Genomic DNA, 18,888 nt, shown 5'->3' with positions numbered 1-18,888 from the left:
TTGCCACGTAAATTTCACCACCTAAAGGCTTGCCGAGCCGCCGCTTTTACGGTCGGCCAGCTTTCACCAGGCGTTGTCAGCCAAGGTTACGTTCCCCGAATGATCGATCGTCCTGCCTATGGTCCTGCCGGCCCGGATCCCGCCCAGAGCGGGATGGCGGAGATCGACGTGGCGACGCGGCGGCTGATGGCGGCCCTGGCCTCGTTGGAGAGCGCCGTGGAACGCCGCCGCGAGGCAGATCGCGACGAGGACGAACTGGCGACGCGGATCCAGGCGCTCGGCGCCGACCGCTCGCGGCTGGCGGATGAACTCGACGGCACGCTGGTGAAATCGCGCCGGCTGGAGCGCGCCAACCGCGAGGTCGCCGAAAAGCTCGACGTTGCGATCGGCAGCATCCGCGCGGTGCTCGAGACGGACGACACCACGGGCGACGCCGCATGAACCACGTCAGCGTCACCATCAACGGCCGGCAGTACCGCATGGCCTGCGAGGAAGGCCAGGAAACCCGCCTGCTGCGGCTGGCTGAAAGCCTCGAATCCCGCGTCGAAAATCTGCGCGGCAAGTTCGGCGAGATCGGTGACGCCCGTCTGACCGTGATGGCGGCGTTGACCATGGCGGACGAGTTGGCCGACGCCAACCTGCGCATCGGTGCGCTGGAGGAGGAACTCGCCGCGCTCCGCGACGTCCGCGTGGTCGCCGCCGACCGGGCGCGGGCCACCCAGAGCGCGGTCGCCGCCGCATTGAACTCGGCCGCCGACCGCATCGAAAAGACCACCCAGATCCTCAACCGCACCATCGGCGGCGGCATCGCGATCGGGTAGGGACAAGCCTTCTTGCCACTGGCGCAGGCGCCCCATAGCCCCTACATTGTTTTTGCGAGGCTGCGTCGCGCGTCAGGAGCCACATATCCCCGGGGCCTTATCGATCCTCACGGGAACTGTCCCTGGCCAGGTCCGTGGACCTGGCTACATGGTGCCCACCTACTTTCGTAGGTGCTCCGGGATCGAGTGCTTCAACGGCCACCGCGGCTTCGCACTATTTTTGCTTGGAGGTAGCGATGAAGCAACTTCAGGTCTCGCTGACCGACGATTTGAACGACTTTGTCGAGACCAGCGTTGCGAGCGGGAAGTACGCTTCGGACAGCGAAGTCATCAGAGAGGGTCTGCGGCAGCTCGTATTGCAGCAGTCCGACGCCGCGAAGCTGAAATGGCTTCAGGAAGCCTATCGCATCGGCCTTGAGAGCGGCGATGCGGGTGAACTGGATTTCGAAGCCCTCAAGGCTGAGGGGCGTGCGCGTCTCAAGCAGCGCGCTGCAGAATAATCCCCGTAATGCGATATTCGCGACAGGCGAGAGAAGACATTCTCTACATCTGGCAGCATATCGCGACATCCGATCACCACAGCGCCGATCGCGTGCTTGATCGTATCGAAGCACGTTGCGAGCAGCTCAAGGGATTTCCTCGCTTGGGTCCGCGGCGACCTGACGTCTTCGCAGGAGCGCGCGCACTCGTTATTGAACGTTGGCTCGCGCTCTACCGGATCGACGAATACGGTCCACGAATAGTCCGCATCGTCGATGGTGCGCAGGATCTGTCCGCCATTGCGATTGCCCCCGACGAGGATACTGATGACCAATGAGGAGGCAGCTGCTGCCAAGGCCAAATTGCGAGTGGCCGCGCTCGAACGAAGACAATCGCTAAGCCCCGAGATTCACGCCGACGCCAAGTGCCTCTTCGCCACCCGCGGGCTGCCGGTGCCCATCACCCCCACATCCGTCGTTGCCGGCTACTGGCCGATCCACGGCGAGATCGATCCGCGGCCGCTGCTCGCGATGCTGGCGGGGCAGGGCGCCACGACCGCGTTGCCCAGCATTGCCGGACAGAACGCTCCGCTTATCTTTCGCGCCTGGCGCGAGGGCGCCCCCGTTCAACGCGGCGCGCTCGGCATTTCCGAGCCGTTGCCCGAGGCCGACAGCGTGCAACCGACCATCGTGCTGGTACCGCTGTCGGCATTCGACCGCCGCGGTCAGCGCATTGGGTATGGCGCAGGCCATTACGACCGTGCGCTCGGCCTGCTGCGGTTGCATACCCACATCGTCGCCATCGGACTGGCTTTCGCCACCCAGGAAATTGACGAGGTGCCGGCCGAACCGCACGATGTTGCGCTGGATTTCGTGCTAACGGAGCGAGAGATCATCGATTTCCGGAGCATCTGATTTGCGTATTCTTTTCATCGGCGACGTGGTCGGCAAGACCGGGCGCACCATCATCCTCGACCGCCTGCCGGGCATGATCCGCGACTGGAAGCTCGATCTGGTCGTCATCAACGGCGAGAACGCCGCCGGCGGCTTCGGCATCACCGAGAGCATCTACAACGATCTGGTCGATGCCGGCGCCGACGCGGTGACGCTCGGCAACCACGCCTGGAATCAGAAGGAAGCGCTGGTGTTCATCGAACGCGCGCCGCGCCTGATCCGGCCGTTGAACTTCCCGCGCCATACGCCGGGCAGGGGGGCAGCGATGGTCGACGCCAAGAACGGCGCCCGCGCGCTGGTGATGAATGCGATGGGCCGCGTCTTTATGGAGCCGCTCAACGATCCCTTTTCCGCGGTCGGCAAGGAGATCGACGCCTGTCCGCTGGTCGAAGCAGTCGACGCGATCGTGGTGGATTTCCACGGCGAGGCCTCGAGCGAGAAGCAGGGCATGGGATTTTTTTGCGACGGCCGCGTCAGCCTCGTCGTCGGGACGCATACCCATGTGCCGACTGCCGACCATCAGATCCTGCCCGGCGGCACCGCCTACATGACCGACGCCGGCATGACCGGCGACTATGATTCCGTGATCGGCATGCAGAAGGAAGAGCCGGTGCGGCGCTTCACGACCGGCATTCCCTCCGGCCGCTTCGAGCCGGCGTTCGGCCCGGCGACGCTATCAGGAGTGGCTGTGGAGACGGACGACAAGACGGGGCTTGCGCTCAAGGTCGGCCCGGTCCGCCTCGGCGGACGGCTGTCGCAGGCGGTGCCGGAGTTCTGGGCGAGCTAAGCGCGATTGCTTCTGCTCCCCTCCCCCGCAAGGGGGGAGGGAGCGCAACTGCCGGCGCGTCGTTGCTAGTTCGTCGTACTCGCGAGTCCGCCGAGATAGGCGCGGCGCACCGCCGGATCGGACTGCAACTCCATCGCCCGGCCGTGGCCGACGATCTCGCCGTTTTCCAGCAGATAACCACGGTCGGCGATCGCGAGGCTCTCGCGGGCGTTCTGCTCGACGAGCAGCAATCCGACGCCGCTGTCGCGGACCACGCGCAACGCGGCAAACAGCTCGCGCACCAGCAACGGCGACAGGCCTAGCGAGGGCTCGTCGAGCAGCAGGATGTCCGGCCTCGACATCAGCGCGCGGCCGATCGCCACCATCTGTTGCTCGCCGCCGCTCATGGTGCGCACGGTCTGCTTCAGTCGCTCGCCGAGCTTTGGAAACAGGCCGAGCACTTTGGCACGCTGCGCCACCTCGCTTGCGCGCGCGCGCTTCGGGTTGGCGCCGAGCAGAAGGTTTTCTGCCACGGTGAGATCGGCAAAAATGCCGCGGCCTTCCGGAACCAGCGCGAGACCCGCCTCGACGATGTCGTGCGGCGCGACACGCGACAGGTCGCGGCCGCCGAGCCGGACGCGCTTGCCGGGCGCGCATGGCAACAGCCCCGCGATGGCTTTCAGCAGCGTCGTCTTGCCGGCGCCGTTGGCGCCGAGAATGACGACGATCTCGCCGCGCTCGACGTTCAGCGCCGCCTCGCTCAGGGCGCGGTGCTGGCCGTAGGACACGCTGATGTCGGACACCTCAAGCATCGAGCGGTGCTCCCAGATAGGCCTCGATCACCGCGTCGTTGGAAAGTACCATTTCCGGCGTGCCCTCGGCGATCTTGCGGCCGCTGCTCATCACCACGCAGCGATCGCACAACGATCGAATCGCATCCATGACATGCTCGACCAGCAGGATCGACAGCCCTTCCTGCTTCAGCGACCGGATCAGTTCGATGCCGATCAGCAGCTCGGACGGGTTCAACCCGGCCAGCCATTCATCGAGCAGCAGCAGGCGCGGCCGCAGCGCCAGCGCGCGCGCCAGTTCGAGTCGCTTGCGATCGATGTAAGTCAGGTCGGTGGCGGCACGCGGGCCAAAGCCGGCGAGGCCGACGCGCGCCAGCAATTGCGTTTCGGAGGCATCGAGTTCGGCGCCCGTCAACAATGGCCGATGAAACGCCAGGCCGGCGCGGACATTCTCCGCGCAACTCATGCCGTCGAGCAGCCGCACGAGCTGGAACGTCCGCGCCAGCCCAAGCCGGGCCACGCGATGCGTCGGCCAGCCGGCGACGTCGTGGCCGGCGAAGTAGATCTGGCCGGCGTTCGGCTGCAGCACGCCGGAAATCAGATTGAGCGCGGTGGTCTTGCCGGAACCATTCGGGCCGAGCAGGCCGACGATCTCGCCGCGCCCGACCACGAGGTCGAGCTTATTGACGGCGATCAGCCCGCCGAAAGCTTTGGTCAGGCCTTCGATGGCGAGCGCCGGCGCGGCGTCGATTTCGCTCATGCCCCGGCGCTCCGCACTTGCGGGCGCGCTGGCCGCCAGGCGCGGAGCCGCTCCCACAGGCCGGCCACGCCGGATGGCAGCGCATAGACGATCAGCAGGAACACCACGCCCATCATCAGGGTCGAGGTCGCGGGAAAGCGCGCCGAGAGAAACTCAAACAAGAGCGTCAGTGGAATCGCGCCGAGCGCCGGGCCCCACAATCGGTGCGCGCCGCCGAGCAGCGCCATGATCACCACTTCGAACGAGATGGTGGCATTGAATGCGATCGACGGTTCGATATAGGTCCAGCGCGGCGACATGATCGCCCCGACCAGCGTCATGAAGGTCGCGGTGATGGCGAACAGCGCGACCTTGGCGACGGTGACATTGATGCCGCAATGCCGCGCCACGGTCTCATCCTCGCCGATGATGCGCAAAGCAAAGCCGAAGCGCGATCGTGCAATCAGGTAGCCGGTGGCGAACACCACGACGCACAGGGCGAGCAACTGCCAGTAGATGTCGGCCGGGGTGATGTCGACGAACACATAGCGGCCGAGCACGCGCGAGATGTTGACCTCGTACCAGACCACGATCTGGCGAATGAGTTCGGCGAGACCGAAGGTGAAAATGACGAAATGCACGCCGCTCAGCCGCAACGTCGAGAGGCCGACGAGCACTGCCATCGCGGCGCCAATGCCGGCGGCCACCAGCAATACCAGCGACCACGGCAGCTGCTCGCCGAGCACCGCCACGGTATAGGCGCCGACGCCGAAGAAGGCGGTGGTCGCCAGCGAGACGTAGCGGGTCGGCCCGGAGAACATCCCCCAGGCGGTCGCCAGCACGGTGAACTGCAGCAGGCTGATGGCCAGGGAGAGATAATAGGCATCGACCAGGCTGGGAACGAAGGCCAGCGCAGCAATGGCGGCAAGGCCGGCGAGGGCGGCCGCAACTTGAGATGCTGTCATCGTTGCACCCGCCCGAACAGGCCGGCGGGCTTCACCAGCAGCACGCCGAGGAACAGCGCAAAATTGACCGCCAGCGTCAGGCCGGGATCGACATAGGTGGCGACCAGCGCCTCGCTGAGGCCGAGTGCCAGGCCGGCGACAAGGCAGCCGAGCAGATTGCCGACGCCGCCCATCACCACCACGATCAGGGCCTTCATGGTGAACACCACGCCGGACGTGGCGCTGAAGGTCAGGAACATGCTGATCAGCACACCGGCCGCCGCGACCAGCGCGCCGCCGAGCGCGAAAGCGAGTGCCGCTGTCTTCGTCACGTCGATCGCAACCAGCTGCGCCGCCACGGGATCGACTGCCACCGCCCGGATCGCGGTGCCGATCCGGGTCCGCGTCAACGTGAGATACAGCGCAAGGCCGACGACCACCGCGAGGCCGAAGGCCAGCATCCGGTTCAGCGCAATCACCTCACCCACCACCGTCACCGGCACGGCGAGGAACGAGTAGCTGAAATAGGCACCGCCGAACATCGTCAGCATGATGCCCTGCACGATGAACATCATGCCGAACGTGGCCAGGATGCTGTCGACCTCCAGCGCGTCGCGGGTCTTCGCACGGCGCACCAAGGGGGTCAGCAGCACGCGGTACAGCAGCCAGCTCGCGGCGAAGCTGAGGGGAATGACGAGTAACAGGCCCAGCAGCGGATTGAGCGCCCAGCCGGTGAACAGCCAGTACGACGCGAAGGCGGCGGCGATCAGGAATTCGCCGTAGGACAGGTTCATGATCCGCGCGACGCCATATTGCAGCGTCAGTCCCATTGCGATCAGCGCATACATACCGCCCAGCACGAGGCCGGTGAGAACTGCATTGGTCATTCCCTCAGTCCGGCCGCCGATTTCCGGCGATCACGGCGCCTTCCACGCCGGCTTCGGCAGGATCGGCGCGCGGGCGCCTTCGTTGGTCGATGGCCCGACGCCGTAGAAGTCGCCGTCCTGCCATTGCCCGACCCACCAGTATTGCGTCGGCATGTTGTTCTCGAGCTTGACCTTGCCGATCACGGTATCGAACGTGCCGGTCTGCAGGTCCTTGATGACCGCGGCGCGGTCGATCTTGCCGACGCGCTCGATCGCCTGCTGCAACATCTGCAGGCTGGCATAGGTCACCGCGCTGGCCCAGCGGTCGGGCTCGGCGCCGTTGGCGGCGGAGGCCTTGTGGCGCGCCAGATAGTCCTTGATCGCCTGGCTGTCTCCGCTCCAGCCGCCGATCCCCATCACGCCTTCCGCATTGGCGCCGAACTTCTGCTTGAACAGCGGAAACGCCGTGCCGACGCCGGTATAGAACACTTTCGGATTGAAGCCCGCGATGCGCGACTGCTCGGTGATCGCAATCGTATCCGGCGGATAGCTGAAGGCAATGAAGACGTCGGGGTTCAGCGCCTTCACCTCGTTGATGATCGGGCTGAGGTCCTGGGTGCCGACCGGATAGGTCTTGTCGTAGGCCAGCTTGAAATTGGCCTTGGTCAGCGCAGGCCTCGCCGCGCCGGACAGATCGATGCCAAAGCCGTCGGCGATGCTGGCCATCGCCACGGTGTCGCCGATCTTGCCCTCGGAGCGCAGCTTCACCAGCAGTTCGACCAGCGTGTTGGCGGCGCCGGCGCTGGTGCCGAGCAGCCAGAAGCTGTTTGGCCAGCGCTTGGCCAGTTCGGGCGCGCGGTCGGTCACCGCGGTGGCAGCCAGATGCGGGTAGCCGGCCTTGTTGAGGATCGGCCCCACCGCGAGGTTGAGTCCGGTGCCCCATGGCGGCAGGATGAAATCGACCTTGTCCTGGGTGATCAGCCGGTCGAGGGCTTTCGCGGCCTCTTCCGCGCTGGAGCGGTCGTCATACTGGACGACTTCGATCGGCACGCGCTTGTCGCCGAGCTTGAGGCCGCCGGCGGCGTTCACTTCCTTGACCCACAGATCGTAGTTCGGGATCGTGGTAACCGCGGCGCCGCCGGCGCCCGGGCCGGTGCGCGAGATCGCATAGCCGATCTTGACTGAGGTCTGCGCCTGAACAGTTGCGCTCGCGCCGCAGGCAGCCATTGCCAGCAGTCCCGCCGCAAAGCGGGTGAATGGTGAAAGCATGTCGTCCTCCCCGGAGCCCCGTCGCCTTTCCGGCGATCGATCGCGCTACTTAAGCGGGCATTTTTACCGTTGTCCATGCGAACAACGAGGGACGCATCGGCAATCGCTGCTGCGGTGCAGGGGCGTTTCGCCGCAGGGCGGTGCGGCGGTTGCGGTCTGTCAGTAGCGCTGCGGCACGTAGAGCTCCGGCGGCACCGGCGTGCGGTGATAATCGGGATTGCGCACGCGCGGGGGCAGTTCGACCGGCGGCTGCGCGATCTCCTGATACGGAATCTGCTCCAAGAGATGCGCGATGCAGTTCAGCCGTGCCTTCTTCTTGTCGACGGCCTCGACGACGTGCCACGGCGCTTCCGCGATGTGGGTGCGGGCCAGCATGGCTTCCTTGGCCTTGGTGTAGTCCTCCCAGCGGCTGCGTGCCTGCACGTCCATCGGGCTCAGCTTCCACTGCTTGAGCGGATCGGCGATCCGCATGCTGAAGCGCAGGTGCTGCGCTTCGTCGGTGATCGAGAACCAGTACTTGATCAAAATGGTGCCCGAACGCACCAGCATGCGCTCGAATTCCGGCACCGAGCGGAAGAACTCTTCTACCTCGTCCTCGGTGCAGAAGCCCATCACGCGCTCGACGCCGGCGCGGTTGTACCAGGAGCGGTCGAACAAAACGATCTCGCCGCCGGCCGGCAGATGCGAAACATAACGCTGGAAGTACCACTGGCTGCGTTCGCGCTCGCTGGGTGCCGGCAAGGCGGCGACGCGGCAGACGCGCGGGTTGAGCCGCTGCGTGATGCGCTTGATGACGCCGCCCTTGCCGGCGGAGTCGCGGCCCTCGAAGATCACCACGACTTTCAGTTTGTGATGCTGCACCCAGCTCTGCAATTTGACGAGCTCGCCCTGCAGGCGGAACAGTTCCTTGAAATACAGCCGGCGATCGAGCGTCTCCTGCGGGGTGTGGCCTTCCATTTCGTTGGTCAGCGCATCGAGCCGCTCGTCGTCGATCTCCAGCTCGATTTCTTCGTCGAAGCCGTCGAGCATTTCCTCGCGGATGCGGTCGTGGGCGGATTGCACGTCGTCGATGGAAAGATTGGTCATCAGGGCTCCGCGGGGGGGATCGAAAGATCGCCGTTATCACCCCACGCAAATGTCACCCGTGTGACAAACGTTCCAAAGCAGCGGCGATCGGCCGCTGCGTCGTCAGAGCTTGTAGGCCATGCGGAACCCGCCCCAGTGCCGGCCCTGGACGCGGATCGGGACGTCGATCTCGCGCATCATTACGGTGACGTTGTTGCCCATGTCGCGGGCGTAGCTCTGGATCAGATAAGCGCGGGTGTTGCGGCCGGCGGCGAGACCCGCGGGGTCGTTGAAGATGCGGCGGTTGCGTGAATTGGCAGTGTTGAAGGCGACGTCGCCGGGACGCTGCGGTTTGGAATAGATGCTGTTGTGCACCGGCAGATAGCCGTTGCGGTCGATCGCCGCACAGAACGCCATCCGCTGGTCGGTCGCCAGCAGCCTGTCCTGGAAGTCGGGCAGAGCGCGGTCGGCCCAGTCGAGGATTTTCGTACGCACCTGGACCGGGTTGGAGCCGGCGATCTCGACATAGCTCTCGTCGAACATGTCCTCGATGCGGACGGCGCCGCGGGCGACGCCATCGGCGAAGATCTTGGTGATGGCTGCGCCGGCGTCGATCGCGCGGGTGACGAATTCGGTGTTCTCATCGTGGATCGCCCATAGCCGGTCTTCGATGCGATCGAGCAGTCGGGCATCGGGCGTCACGAACAGCGCGCGGGCGCCGGCCGGCGAATGATCCGCGATGCGCAGCCGGCAGGCGCCGACGTCCGCCAGATCCGCCGCGACGATGTCGTTGCGTGCCAAGGAGGCCGCCCCCGGTCCGCCGATCAGGACGCCTTCCAGCGAGATCTCGTAGACCGGGGCGGTCAGCGGGCCGCTGCGGCTCTGCAGCGTGATCTGCAGGTGGCAGGGCAGCCGTTCGCGCTTGCGCTCCTCCTCGCGTTCGCTCTGGCGCAGCAGCACCGCGCAACGCGCCTTCAGCTTGGAGGCAAAGGTCGTGACCGCCCGGCCGGCCTGCGCCACATCTTTACCATGCGCGGCGGCCTCATTGGCCGCCTGGTCGATTTCGGCGGCGCTGTCGCTCACCGAGACGATGAACTCGGAGGCCTGCGCGGCATTGCCGGATATCTCGCCGGTGGTGGCATTCTGTTCGGCGACCGAGTCGTTGACGCTGGCAAAGACCGGGCGGATCGCTTCGATCGCGCTGGAGATCCGGTGCACGGCATCGACCGAGCCGGCAGCGTCTTTCTGCAGGGCGTCGATCTTGCGCTCGATTTCCTTGGTGGCGTCCTGGGTCTGCACCGCCAGCGCCTTGACCTCGGTGGCGACCACCGCAAAGCCGCGCCCGGCCGCGCCCGCGCGCGCCGCCTCGATCGTGGCGTTGAGCGCCAGCATCGTGGTCTGGCGTGCGATCTGTGCGATCAGGGTGACGACGTTGCCGATCGCCGCCGATGAATCGCGCAACCGGTCGACGGTCACGCTGGCCTCCTGCGCGGCGGCGCCGGCCTCGTCGGCGAGTCGGCTGGCGTGGCGGACCTGGCTGCCGATCCCTTCGGCCGAATGGGTGAATTTGTCGGCGGCCTGGGAAAAGGTGGTGGCGGTCGATTGCGCCGCCTGCGTGCGTTCGGCCAGCGCGTCGGAGCGGGCGCGGATCAGCGTCAGCGTGGTCGCGGTGGCTTCGGCGCCGCCGGCGACCGACGACGAGGCGCGCTCGAGCTGCCGGATCAGGGCGCCGAGTTCGAGTTCCAGCAGGTCGAGAATGTCGCGCGCCTGGTCCGCCTCCGGCGCCAGCGGTGCCTCGGCGGCCACGACAGGCGTCATCGCTGGCTCGGCTGCCTGCGGCGGCCGCTTTTGAAACAGTCCAAATGCCATGATCAAATCCGCTGCACTGCAATCCAAGCGGGTATTCTTGCACCCTTGCATGAAATCATGATTAACAAAGCGGGATTGCCGGCGTTCGCTGGCCAGAAAGCACGCCTGTTTTTGATTTTGTGGGGCGCGCGGCCTATAACCCCGCGCCGCCGACACCTTGAAGCACCACCGAATCCGAGAGAGACCGCATGGCCGGACATTCCCAGTTCAAGAACATCATGCACCGCAAGGGCCGGCAGGATGCTCAGAAGTCCAAGCTGTTCAGCAAGCTGGCCCGCGAAATTACCGTCGCCGCCAAGCTCGGCATGCCGGATCCCGCGATGAACGCGCGGCTGCGGGCGGCGATGATCTCGGCGCGACAGGAGAACATGTCGAAGGATTCGATCGATCGCGCGGTCAAGAAGGCGATCGGCGGCGAGAGCGAGAACTATGACGAGATCCGCTACGAGGGCTATGGCCCCGGCGGCGTCGCCGTGATCGTCGAGGCGATGACCGACAACCGTAACCGCGCGGCCTCCGATATCCGCTCCTATTTCACCAAGTCCGGCGGCAATCTCGGCGAAACCGGCTCGGTCGCCTTCATGTTCGACCATGTCGGCATCATCGAATACGACGCCGCCAAGGCCTCTGCCGACGACATGCTGGAAGCCGCGATCGAGGCCGGCGCCGACGACGTGGTGTCGAGCGAGACCGGCCACGAGGTCTACGCCTCCAAGGAAACCTTTCGCGAGGTCGCCAAGGCGCTGGAAGTGAAATTCGGCGAGGCCCGCAAGTCCGAACTGACCTGGAAGCCGCATAACAACGTCCCGGTCGACGACGAGACCGGCGAGAAGCTGATCAAGCTGATCGACCTGTTGAACGAGCATGACGACGTGCAGAACGTCTATGCGAACTTCGAAGTGTCGGACGCGCTGGTCGCCAAGCTGGGCGGGTAAGCCTTACTGGCATTCCGGGGTGCGACGGCCCAGCCCGTGCGAACCTCAGCCACTCCAATTGGACTGGCGGCGCCGCCCGCGCCCCGGAACGACCGTGGTGGTTTCGTCGTGCACACTCCCTTGTTGCTATTTTGTTCTTAAGCTTTCGGCGGTATCACTCCGGGCATGACAAACATGCCGATTCGCCAAGCCGTCCGCATTCTGGGCATCGATCCGGGCCTGCGCCGCACCGGCTGGGGCGTGATCGAGATCGACGGCAACCGGCTGACCTATATCGGCTGCGGCACGGTGGAGCCGGCCGATACGCTGCCGCTGGCGAGCCGGCTGCTCGGTATCCATGAGGGGCTAGCGAAGGTGCTCGGCGAGTTCCAGCCGATGGAAGCCGCTGTCGAGAACACCTTCGTCAACAAGGACGGTGTCGCCACGCTGAAGCTGGGCCAGGCGCGCGGCATTGCCATGATGACGCCGGCGATGTTCGGCATCGCGGTGGCGGAATATGCGCCGAACCAGGTCAAGAAGACGGTGGTCGGTGCCGGCCACGCCGACAAGAACCAGATCCAGATGATGCTGAAAATCCTGCTGCCGAAGGCCGAGCCGAAGAGCGCCGATGCGGCCGACGCGCTGGCGATTGCCATCACGCACGCGCACCACCGCCAGAGTGCGCAGCGCCTGCTGCGGGTGGTGGGAGCATGATCGGCAAATTGAAAGGCCTGATCGATTCCTACGGCGAGGACTATGTCATCCTCGACGTGCAGGGCGTCGGTTATCAGGTGCATTGCTCGGCGCGCACGCTGCAGGCGCTGCCTTCGCCCGGCGAGGCCGCGGTGCTGTCGATCGAGACCTATGTCCGCGAGGACGCGATAAAACTGTTCGGCTTCCGCTCCGACCAGGAGCGCGAATGGTTTCGGCTGCTGCAGACCGTGCAGGGCGTCGGCGCCAAGGTGGCGCTGGCGGTCCTCTCCACACTGCCGCCGGCCGATCTCGCCAATGCGATTGCGCTGCGCGACAAGGCGGCGGTGGCACGCACGGTCGGCGTCGGCCCGAAGGTCGCCGAGCGCATCGTCACCGAGCTGAAGGACAAGGCGCCGGCGTTCTCGACCGTCGATCCGTCGCTGGTGCAATTGTCCGGCGCCATCGAGGAGAACAATGCGCCGCGGCCGGTGTCGGATGCGATTTCCGCGCTGGTCAATCTCGGCTACGGCGCGCCGCAGGCCGCCGCCGCCATCGCCGGCGCTTCGCGCATTGCCGGCGAGGGCGCCGAGACCGCGATGCTGATCCGGTTGGGTTTGAAGGAGCTGGCGAAGTGACCGCGCGCAGCGCGTCTTCCTTCCTTCTCCCCTTGTGGGAGAAGGTGTCGCGGACGAAGTCCGCGTCGGATGAGGGGGGCCGCAAGCTTGGAGCTTGTGGCTACCCCTCACCCGTCTCGAAGTCGCTTCGCGCCTTCGATCCACCCTCTCCCACAAGGGGAGAGGGGACTTACAGCGTTCGTGGTAAGCTCATCCCATGAACCCACCGACCCGCCTAATCACCCCCGAGCGCCGCGCCGACGATATCGGGGATACCTCGCTGCGGCCGCAGAACCTGTCCGAATTCGTCGGCCAGGCGCAGGCCCGCGCCAATCTGCAGATCTTCATCGACGCCGCCCGCAAGCGCAATGAGGCGCTCGATCACGTGCTGTTCGTCGGCCCGCCCGGCCTCGGCAAGACCACTTTGGCGCAGATCGTGGCGCGCGAGCTTGGCGTCGGTTTTCGCGCGACCTCGGGGCCTGTCATCGCCAAGGCCGGCGATCTCGCAGCCCTGCTCACTAATCTCGAAGAGCGCGACGTGCTGTTCATCGACGAGATCCATCGCCTCGCGCCCGCGGTCGAGGAAGTGCTGTATCCGGCGATGGAGGATTTTCAGCTCGATCTGATCATTGGCGAAGGCCCGGCCGCGCGCTCGGTGAAGATCGAGCTGGCGAAGTTCACGCTGGTCGGCGCCACCACGCGCGCGGGCCTGTTGACCAATCCGCTGCGCGACCGCTTCGGCATTCCCGTGCGGCTGAATTTCTACACCGTGGAAGAGCTGGAAAAGATCGTCACCCGCGGCGCCCGTGTGCTGGAGATCGGCATCACGCCTGACGGTTCCAACGAGATTGCCCGCCGCGCCCGCGGCACGCCGCGCATCGCCGGCCGGCTGCTGCGACGGGTGCGCGATTTCGCTTCCGCCGCCGACGCCTCCGCCATCGACCGCAAGATCGCCGACCACGCATTGAGTGCGCTGGAAGTCGACAGCGCCGGGCTGGATGCGATGGACCGCCGCTATCTCACCACCATCGCGATGAACTACGGCGGCGGCCCGGTCGGCGTCGAGACGATGGCCGCAGCGCTGTCGGAGCCGCGCGATGCCATTGAAGACATCATCGAGCCGTTCCTGATCCAGTGCGGCTATCTGCAACGCACCCCGCGCGGAAGGCTGCTCACCTCGCACGCATTCCGGCATCTCGGGCTGAACGAGCCCTCGCGCGATCCGGCGCAGATCGGGCTGTTCGGCGCGGCGGATGAATAGGATTCGCCAGCCCGTCGAAATCTGCTAAAATGACGCCATGAGCCCGACTATCGAAAAAGCCATCGCGGCCCTGGAGGCGATGCCCGAGGAAATGCGCGAAAACGCCGTTGCACATCTCGTCAGGCAGGCCGACAAATTCAAAGCGCTGCAGAGCGCTATTGATGAAGGCATGGCCGACGTCGAGGCGGGACGCATCTTCCCCTGGGACCCCGAGGATATCTTGCGTCGGGCAAAGATTCAGCCATAGCGTCGTGATGGACCTTGTCGTCACCGGCCGGGCACGCGCTGAAATTTCAGCAGCGGTTGCCTATCGTGCCGAGCTAAATGTCTCCGCGGCCCGGCAACTTCTCGATCAGTTTACCCGCCGCTTTGACGAACTCAGACAGTTTCCTATGATGGGTCGAAGCCGAAGCGATCTTGGACCCGGTCTGCGCGCACTTCTGATCGAGAATTATATCGCATTCTATGTTGTTGAGGCTGAGCAGATCGTCATCGTTCGCGTTCTCGATGGCCGGATGAACGTCGAACGAGAGTTTTCAGAATGACCCCCCATCTCGACGGCGCCATCAGCGATGGCCTGCACCGCATGCAGGTCCGGGTCTATTACGAAGACACCGATTTTTCGGGCATCGTCTATCACGCCAATTACCTGCGCTTCATGGAGCGCGGGCGGACCAATTATCTGCGGCTGCTCGGCGCCGACCAGCGCGCTTTGTTCGCGGAGGCCGAGAGCGAGGCGCCCGGCTTTGCTTTCGTGGTGCGCTCGATGACGCTGGAATATCTCAAGCCCAGCCGGATGGACGATTTGTTGGACATCGTCACGCGGCCGATCGAGGTCAAGGGCGCCTCGATCCTGATGGGGCAGGAGGTGTGGCGCGGTGACGAACTTCTGCTCGAAGCCAAGGTCAAAGTGGCGTTCGTGTCGGGCGGTCGCGCCAAGCCGATCCCGAAGGCGCTGCGCATCGCCATGAAGGCCGATCAGGTTTAACCGTAGCCCGGATGGAGCGAAGCGAAATCCGGGGCCGCTCCATCGCCGAACGCTTTGCCCCGGATTGCGCTTCGCTTCATCCGGGCTACACTCACCCACTGGAGATCGTTCGATGTCGCGCCCGCCATTTCCGCCGTTCACTCAAGAGACCGCCGCCCAGAAGGCCCGCATGGCCGAGGACGGCTGGAATTCGCGCGACCCCGTTAAGGTGTCACTGGCTTACACCGATGACAGTGTCTGGCGTAACCGCGGCGAGTTCTTCCAGGGCCGTGATGCGATCGTCGAATTCCTCACCCTCAAATGGCAGAAGGAACACGAGTATCGCCTCATCAAGGATCTGTGGGCGTTTCACGACAACCACATCGCGGTGCGCTTCCAGTATGAATGGCATGACGATGCCGGCCAGTGGTTCCGCTCCTACGGCAATGAGCAGTGGGAGTTCGACGCGGCGGGTCTGATGCGCCGCCGCGAGGCCAGCATCAACGATGTCGCGATCGCAGAGCAGGATCGCCGTTTCCACTGGCCCGCTCCGGGACCGCGACCAGCGGATGTGCCGGGTCTGGGTGAGAGCCCTTTCTGAAGACCTGTGGAACTATCTAAACCGGGATCCCGGATCTGCGCAGCGGCATGAAGAATGCCGCGGCGCGTCCGGGAAACGCGGCGTGCTTTGCGGCTGCTTCTTCGTTACGCCGCCGCCTTGTGTCGCTCGATCTGCGCCTTGTACAGCGCGTATTCCTGCGTGATCGCGTTCGCCACGCTGGGACGTACCCGGTGCAAGTCATAGTAGCGCTTGATCGCCGGCCATTTGTTCAAATCGATCGGCGGCAAGGCCGTGGTCCAGTTGAGCACGGTCACCAGATAGGCGTCGGCGACGCTGAAATGGTCGAGCAGGTAGTCGCGTCCTTCGAGCTGGGCGTTGAGATAGTCCAGCAGCGGCAGGCCCTTGTGCAGCGCATAGGCCTTGACCTCCGCGGGGGCCGTCTCGGTCAGCAGGGGATTGAACAGGCCCTTGTGCAGTTCGGTGCCGATGAAGCACAGCCATTGCTGCAGCCGGCTGCGGTCAAGGCCCGAACCCGCCGCGATGCCCGAGTCCGGGAAGCGGTCGGCGACATATTGCAGGATCGCGGCGTTCTCCGTCAGCACGACGCCGTCGTCGGTGCGCAAAGTCGGCACCAGGCCGAGCGGATTGATGGCCCGGAAATCGGAACCGTCTGTCAGCACGCGCTTGGTCTTCGGGTCGACCTCGAGGAAGGTCGCGGTCGCGCCGGCCTCGTCGAGCGCGATGCGGGTGGCCATCGAACAGGCCATCGGCAGGAAATACAGATCCATGGGTGTCTCCATCATTGGTAGCGCCTGGTCACGCCGTCGGTTGATTTTTGTAACGTCTCGCATAATATAAAAACCGTCAAGGAATTAAATTCGAAATGGTACAAAAAAAGACGATGGCTCCGAAAGCCGCCGACTCCGCCGAGCCCAGGCGTCGTGGCCGTCCGCGGGCCTATGAGCCGGAGCGGGCGATCGGCCAGGCGCTGGCGCTGTTCCGCAAGGATGGCTTTGCGGCGACGTCGCTGGACGATCTCAGCGCGGCCACCGGCATGAACCGGCCGAGCCTCTACGGCGCCTTCGGCGACAAGCGCGCGCTCTACATCAAGAGCTACCAGCGCTACCGCGACGACTACACCGCAGCGGTGCAGGAGATCTTCAAGGACGATTGCCCGGTCCGCGACCGGCTGCGGCGCATCTACGACGTCGCGCTCGATATCTATATGCTGGGCGGCGACGCGCCGCGCGGATGCTTCACGGTGATGACGGTCGCGTCGGACGCCATTGCGGACCCGGAAATCCGCAGCATGATCCAGGAAGCGCTCGAGGCGTTGGACCGCGCCTTCCTCCGGTGTTTCAAAGCGGCCGTGGAAACAGGCGAATTGCCGGCCACGGCGGACGTCGCGACGCTGTCGCAAATGGCCTCAGCGACATTGTATGCGCTGGCGATCCGTTCGCGCGCCGGCGTGCCGCGCGGGGAACTCCAGGCCTTCGCCGCGGGCGCCGTGGACTTGCTGTGCCGGCCGGCCCCGAAATAGGCTGACGAAGATTATTCACGCGGCTCTGTCGGCGTCGCCCTGCCGTGTTCGTCTTGCAGCAAAGGGACCGCCCGCATGCTCTATGCCATTCTCTGCTATCACGACGAAGCCGTCGTCGGCGCCTGGTCGAAGGACGAGGATGACGCGGTGATGGCCAAACTTTCCGTCGTGCACGGCAGGCTCGCCGCCCAGGGGCGGCTCGGTCCGGTGGCGCGGCTGCTGCCGACTACGGCGGCGACCACCTTGCGCAAGGAAGATCCGCCTGTCGTGCTCGACGGCCCGTTCGCCGAGACCAAGGAACAGCTGCTCGGCTTCTATGTGGTGGAAGCGCGGGACCTCGATGGCGCGCTGCAGATCGCAAAAGACCTCGGCGAGGCCAATCCCGGCGGCGCCTATGAAATCCGTCCGATCGGCGTGTTCCACGGGAACGCGGTGCCATGAGCGATCTGGCCTGGATCGAGGCGTCGCTGATTTCGGCGCGGCCCCAGGCGATCGGCGCGCTGCTGCGCTATTTCCGCAATCTCGATACCGCAGAGGAGGCCTTCCAGAACGCCTGCCTGCGCGCGCTGAAGGCGTGGCCGCAGAACGGCCCGCCGCGCGATGCCGCGGCATGGCTGATCATGGTCGGCCGCAATGTTGCGATCGACGATATCAGAAAGACCGGCCGGCACGCGCCGCTGCCGGAGGACGCCGCCGAAATTTCCGATCTGGACGATGCCGAAACCGAGCTCGCCGACCGGCTCGATGGCGCGCATTATCGCGACGACATCCTGCGGCTGCTGTTCATCTGCTGCCACCCGCAACTGCCGGCAACGCAGCAGATCGCGCTGGCGCTGCGTATCGTCTCCGGCCTCAGCGTCAAACAGATCGCGCGCGCCTTTCTGGTCTCGGACGCCGCGATGGAGCAGCGCATCACCCGCGCGAAGGCGGCGATCGCGAAAGCCGAGGTGCCGTTCGAGACGCCCGGCGCGCCGGAGCGCAGCGAGCGCCTCGCCGCGGTGGCTGCGATGCTCTATCTTGTTTTCAACGAGGGCTATTCTGCTGCCGCCGACAGCGTCGATGCCCGCGTGCCATTGTGCGAAGAGGCGATCCGGCTGGCGCGGCTGCTGCTGAAACTGTTTCCGTCCGAGCCCGAGATCATGGGCCTCACCGCGTTGATGCTGCTGCAGCACGCGCGAAGCGCCGCGCGCTTCGATGCCGATGCGACCCTGGTCTTGCTCGACGACCAGGACCGCCGCCTGTGGAACGGCACGTTGATCGCCGAAGGCCTGGCACTGATCGACAAGGCGATACGGCACCAAAGAACCGGGTCGTATCAGATCCAGGCTGCCATTGCCGCGCTGCATGCCCGCGCCGCCACACCGGCGGAAACCGACTGGCTGCAGATCGATCTGCTCTATGCTTCGCTGGAGATCTTGCAGCCGTCGCCGGTGGTGACGTTGAATCGCTCGGTGGCGGTCTCCAAGTGTCGCGGTCCGCAGGCCGCGCTGGAGATGATCGCGCCGCTGGCTTCAAGGCTTTCGAACTACTTTCATTTCTTCGGCGTGCAGGGCGCCTACCTGATGCAGCTCGGCCGCCATGACGAGGCCCGCATCAGTTTCAACCGCGCCATCGCGCTGGCGCACACGTCTGCCGAAGCGGCGCATATCCGGATGCATCTCGATCGATTGATGGAGGAGTGTAGTTCAATCCCCGAAGGGCGTGCTCCCTCCCCCCTTGCGGGGGAGGGCCGGGGAGGGGGGTAACCCCCGGCGACGGCGATATGCTGGATTAC

General features: G+C 65.2%; 25 protein-coding genes and 1 other RNA gene. 18 read left to right on the top strand and 8 right to left on the bottom strand.

Features of this window, described 5'->3' with window-relative positions:
* Nucleotides 1–99: 99 nt before the first annotated feature.
* The 7 genes from FIU28_RS21440 to FIU28_RS21410 all read left to right on the top strand — a co-directional run bounded on the left by FIU28_RS21440 (nucleotide 100) and on the right by FIU28_RS21410 (nucleotide 3,041).
* Nucleotides 100–441, top strand: a complete 342-nt coding sequence (locus tag FIU28_RS21440) for a DUF4164 domain-containing protein (RefSeq protein WP_143575147.1) — start codon at nucleotides 100–102, stop codon at nucleotides 439–441.
* Nucleotides 438–821, top strand: coding sequence for a cell division protein ZapA (locus tag FIU28_RS21435; RefSeq protein ID WP_143575146.1), 384 nt, complete (start codon nucleotides 438–440; stop codon nucleotides 819–821). The genes FIU28_RS21440 and FIU28_RS21435 overlap by 4 nt, the downstream gene beginning before the upstream one ends.
* A gap of 54 nt (nucleotides 822–875) precedes the next feature.
* A non-coding RNA gene (gene ssrS / locus FIU28_RS21430) (6S RNA) lies at nucleotides 876–1,035 on the top strand.
* A 22-nt stretch (nucleotides 1,036–1,057) separates the two neighbouring features.
* Nucleotides 1,058–1,321, top strand: a complete 264-nt coding sequence (locus FIU28_RS21425; protein ID WP_143575145.1) for a type II toxin-antitoxin system ParD family antitoxin — start codon at nucleotides 1,058–1,060, stop codon at nucleotides 1,319–1,321.
* A gap of 8 nt (nucleotides 1,322–1,329) precedes the next feature.
* Nucleotides 1,330–1,638 carry a type II toxin-antitoxin system RelE/ParE family toxin gene (locus tag FIU28_RS21420; RefSeq protein WP_246660760.1) on the top strand — a complete coding sequence of 103 codons (309 nt, stop codon included), beginning with the start codon at nucleotides 1,330–1,332 and terminating at the stop codon, nucleotides 1,636–1,638.
* Complete coding sequence (locus FIU28_RS21415; RefSeq protein WP_143575143.1) at nucleotides 1,628–2,215, top strand: 5-formyltetrahydrofolate cyclo-ligase; 588 nt, start codon at nucleotides 1,628–1,630, stop codon at nucleotides 2,213–2,215. The genes FIU28_RS21420 and FIU28_RS21415 overlap by 11 nt, the downstream gene beginning before the upstream one ends.
* Nucleotide 2,216: 1 nt before the next feature.
* Nucleotides 2,217–3,041, top strand: a complete 825-nt coding sequence (locus FIU28_RS21410) for a TIGR00282 family metallophosphoesterase (RefSeq protein WP_143575142.1) — start codon at nucleotides 2,217–2,219, stop codon at nucleotides 3,039–3,041.
* Between the two features lie 65 nt (nucleotides 3,042–3,106).
* Here the strand turns inward: FIU28_RS21410 and FIU28_RS21405 are convergent, their stop codons facing one another.
* The 7 genes from FIU28_RS21405 to FIU28_RS21375 all read right to left on the bottom strand — a co-directional run bounded on the left by FIU28_RS21405 (nucleotide 3,107) and on the right by FIU28_RS21375 (nucleotide 10,563).
* Nucleotides 3,107–3,832, bottom strand: a complete 726-nt coding sequence (locus tag FIU28_RS21405) for an ABC transporter ATP-binding protein (protein WP_143575141.1) — start codon at nucleotides 3,830–3,832, stop codon at nucleotides 3,107–3,109.
* Entirely contained in the window at nucleotides 3,825–4,571 is a 747-nt protein-coding gene (locus tag FIU28_RS21400; protein WP_143575140.1) for an ABC transporter ATP-binding protein, read from the bottom strand. Before FIU28_RS21400 ends, FIU28_RS21405 begins: the two co-directional genes overlap by 8 nt.
* Nucleotides 4,568–5,515, bottom strand: a complete 948-nt coding sequence (locus tag FIU28_RS21395; RefSeq protein WP_143575139.1) for a branched-chain amino acid ABC transporter permease — start codon at nucleotides 5,513–5,515, stop codon at nucleotides 4,568–4,570. Before FIU28_RS21395 ends, FIU28_RS21400 begins: the two co-directional genes overlap by 4 nt.
* Complete coding sequence (locus FIU28_RS21390; RefSeq protein ID WP_143575138.1) at nucleotides 5,512–6,381, bottom strand: branched-chain amino acid ABC transporter permease; 870 nt, start codon at nucleotides 6,379–6,381, stop codon at nucleotides 5,512–5,514. The genes FIU28_RS21395 and FIU28_RS21390 overlap by 4 nt, the downstream gene beginning before the upstream one ends.
* A 30-nt stretch (nucleotides 6,382–6,411) precedes the next feature.
* Entirely contained in the window at nucleotides 6,412–7,629 is a 1,218-nt protein-coding gene (locus FIU28_RS21385; RefSeq protein WP_143575137.1) for an amino acid ABC transporter substrate-binding protein, read from the bottom strand.
* Nucleotides 7,630–7,788: 159 nt separating this feature from the next.
* Entirely contained in the window at nucleotides 7,789–8,715 is a 927-nt protein-coding gene (gene ppk2, locus FIU28_RS21380) for a polyphosphate kinase 2 (protein WP_143575136.1), read from the bottom strand.
* Between the two features lie 102 nt (nucleotides 8,716–8,817).
* On the bottom strand, nucleotides 8,818–10,563 hold the full coding sequence (locus FIU28_RS21375; protein WP_143575135.1) for a methyl-accepting chemotaxis protein: 1,746 nt from the start codon (nucleotides 10,561–10,563) through the stop codon (nucleotides 8,818–8,820).
* A 188-nt stretch (nucleotides 10,564–10,751) separates the two neighbouring features.
* Between FIU28_RS21375 and FIU28_RS21370 the strand changes: the two genes are divergently transcribed.
* The 8 genes from FIU28_RS21370 (at nucleotide 10,752) to FIU28_RS21335 (ending at nucleotide 15,613) form a co-directional block, all read left to right on the top strand.
* Entirely contained in the window at nucleotides 10,752–11,498 is a 747-nt protein-coding gene (locus FIU28_RS21370) for a YebC/PmpR family DNA-binding transcriptional regulator (RefSeq protein ID WP_143575134.1), read from the top strand.
* 165 nt (nucleotides 11,499–11,663) lie between these two features.
* Nucleotides 11,664–12,191 carry a crossover junction endodeoxyribonuclease RuvC gene (gene ruvC, locus FIU28_RS21365; RefSeq protein ID WP_143575133.1) on the top strand — a complete coding sequence of 176 codons (528 nt, stop codon included), beginning with the start codon at nucleotides 11,664–11,666 and terminating at the stop codon, nucleotides 12,189–12,191.
* Nucleotides 12,188–12,805: a Holliday junction branch migration protein RuvA gene (gene ruvA / locus FIU28_RS21360; protein ID WP_143575132.1), complete on the top strand. Its 618-nt coding sequence runs from the start codon at nucleotides 12,188–12,190 to the stop codon at nucleotides 12,803–12,805. Before ruvC ends, ruvA begins: the two co-directional genes overlap by 4 nt.
* A gap of 196 nt (nucleotides 12,806–13,001) precedes the next feature.
* Entirely contained in the window at nucleotides 13,002–14,045 is a 1,044-nt protein-coding gene (gene ruvB, locus FIU28_RS21355; RefSeq protein ID WP_143575131.1) for a Holliday junction branch migration DNA helicase RuvB, read from the top strand.
* A 37-nt stretch (nucleotides 14,046–14,082) separates the two neighbouring features.
* A complete protein-coding gene (locus FIU28_RS21350; protein WP_143575130.1) occupies nucleotides 14,083–14,292 on the top strand; it encodes a hypothetical protein in 210 nt (69 codons plus the stop codon).
* A 7-nt stretch (nucleotides 14,293–14,299) separates the two neighbouring features.
* Nucleotides 14,300–14,590, top strand: a complete 291-nt coding sequence (locus tag FIU28_RS21345; RefSeq protein ID WP_143575129.1) for a type II toxin-antitoxin system RelE/ParE family toxin — start codon at nucleotides 14,300–14,302, stop codon at nucleotides 14,588–14,590.
* On the top strand, nucleotides 14,587–15,033 hold the full coding sequence (gene ybgC, locus FIU28_RS21340) for a tol-pal system-associated acyl-CoA thioesterase (RefSeq protein ID WP_143575128.1): 447 nt from the start codon (nucleotides 14,587–14,589) through the stop codon (nucleotides 15,031–15,033). Before FIU28_RS21345 ends, ybgC begins: the two co-directional genes overlap by 4 nt.
* Before the next feature lie 112 nt (nucleotides 15,034–15,145).
* Nucleotides 15,146–15,613, top strand: coding sequence for a nuclear transport factor 2 family protein (locus FIU28_RS21335; RefSeq protein WP_143575127.1), 468 nt, complete (start codon nucleotides 15,146–15,148; stop codon nucleotides 15,611–15,613).
* Nucleotides 15,614–15,717: 104 nt separating this feature from the next.
* Here the strand turns inward: FIU28_RS21335 and FIU28_RS21330 are convergent, their stop codons facing one another.
* Complete coding sequence (locus tag FIU28_RS21330; RefSeq protein ID WP_143575126.1) at nucleotides 15,718–16,362, bottom strand: glutathione binding-like protein; 645 nt, start codon at nucleotides 16,360–16,362, stop codon at nucleotides 15,718–15,720.
* 95 nt (nucleotides 16,363–16,457) lie between these two features.
* On the opposite strand from FIU28_RS21330, the gene FIU28_RS21325 reads away from it, so the two are divergent.
* The 3 genes from FIU28_RS21325 to FIU28_RS21315 all read left to right on the top strand — a co-directional run bounded on the left by FIU28_RS21325 (nucleotide 16,458) and on the right by FIU28_RS21315 (nucleotide 18,859).
* Nucleotides 16,458–17,114 carry a TetR/AcrR family transcriptional regulator gene (locus tag FIU28_RS21325; RefSeq protein ID WP_143575125.1) on the top strand — a complete coding sequence of 219 codons (657 nt, stop codon included), beginning with the start codon at nucleotides 16,458–16,460 and terminating at the stop codon, nucleotides 17,112–17,114.
* Nucleotides 17,115–17,189: 75 nt separating this feature from the next.
* Complete coding sequence (locus FIU28_RS21320) at nucleotides 17,190–17,555, top strand: YciI family protein (RefSeq protein WP_143575124.1); 366 nt, start codon at nucleotides 17,190–17,192, stop codon at nucleotides 17,553–17,555.
* Complete coding sequence (locus tag FIU28_RS21315) at nucleotides 17,552–18,859, top strand: RNA polymerase sigma factor (RefSeq protein WP_143575123.1); 1,308 nt, start codon at nucleotides 17,552–17,554, stop codon at nucleotides 18,857–18,859. Before FIU28_RS21320 ends, FIU28_RS21315 begins: the two co-directional genes overlap by 4 nt.
* The last annotated feature ends 29 nt before the right edge of the window (nucleotides 18,860–18,888 follow it).

It is taken from the genome of Tardiphaga sp. vice154, from assembly GCF_007018645.1.
Classification (GTDB): domain Bacteria; phylum Pseudomonadota; class Alphaproteobacteria; order Rhizobiales; family Xanthobacteraceae; genus Tardiphaga.
This window is presented reverse-complemented; position numbering and strand designations above follow the sequence as displayed.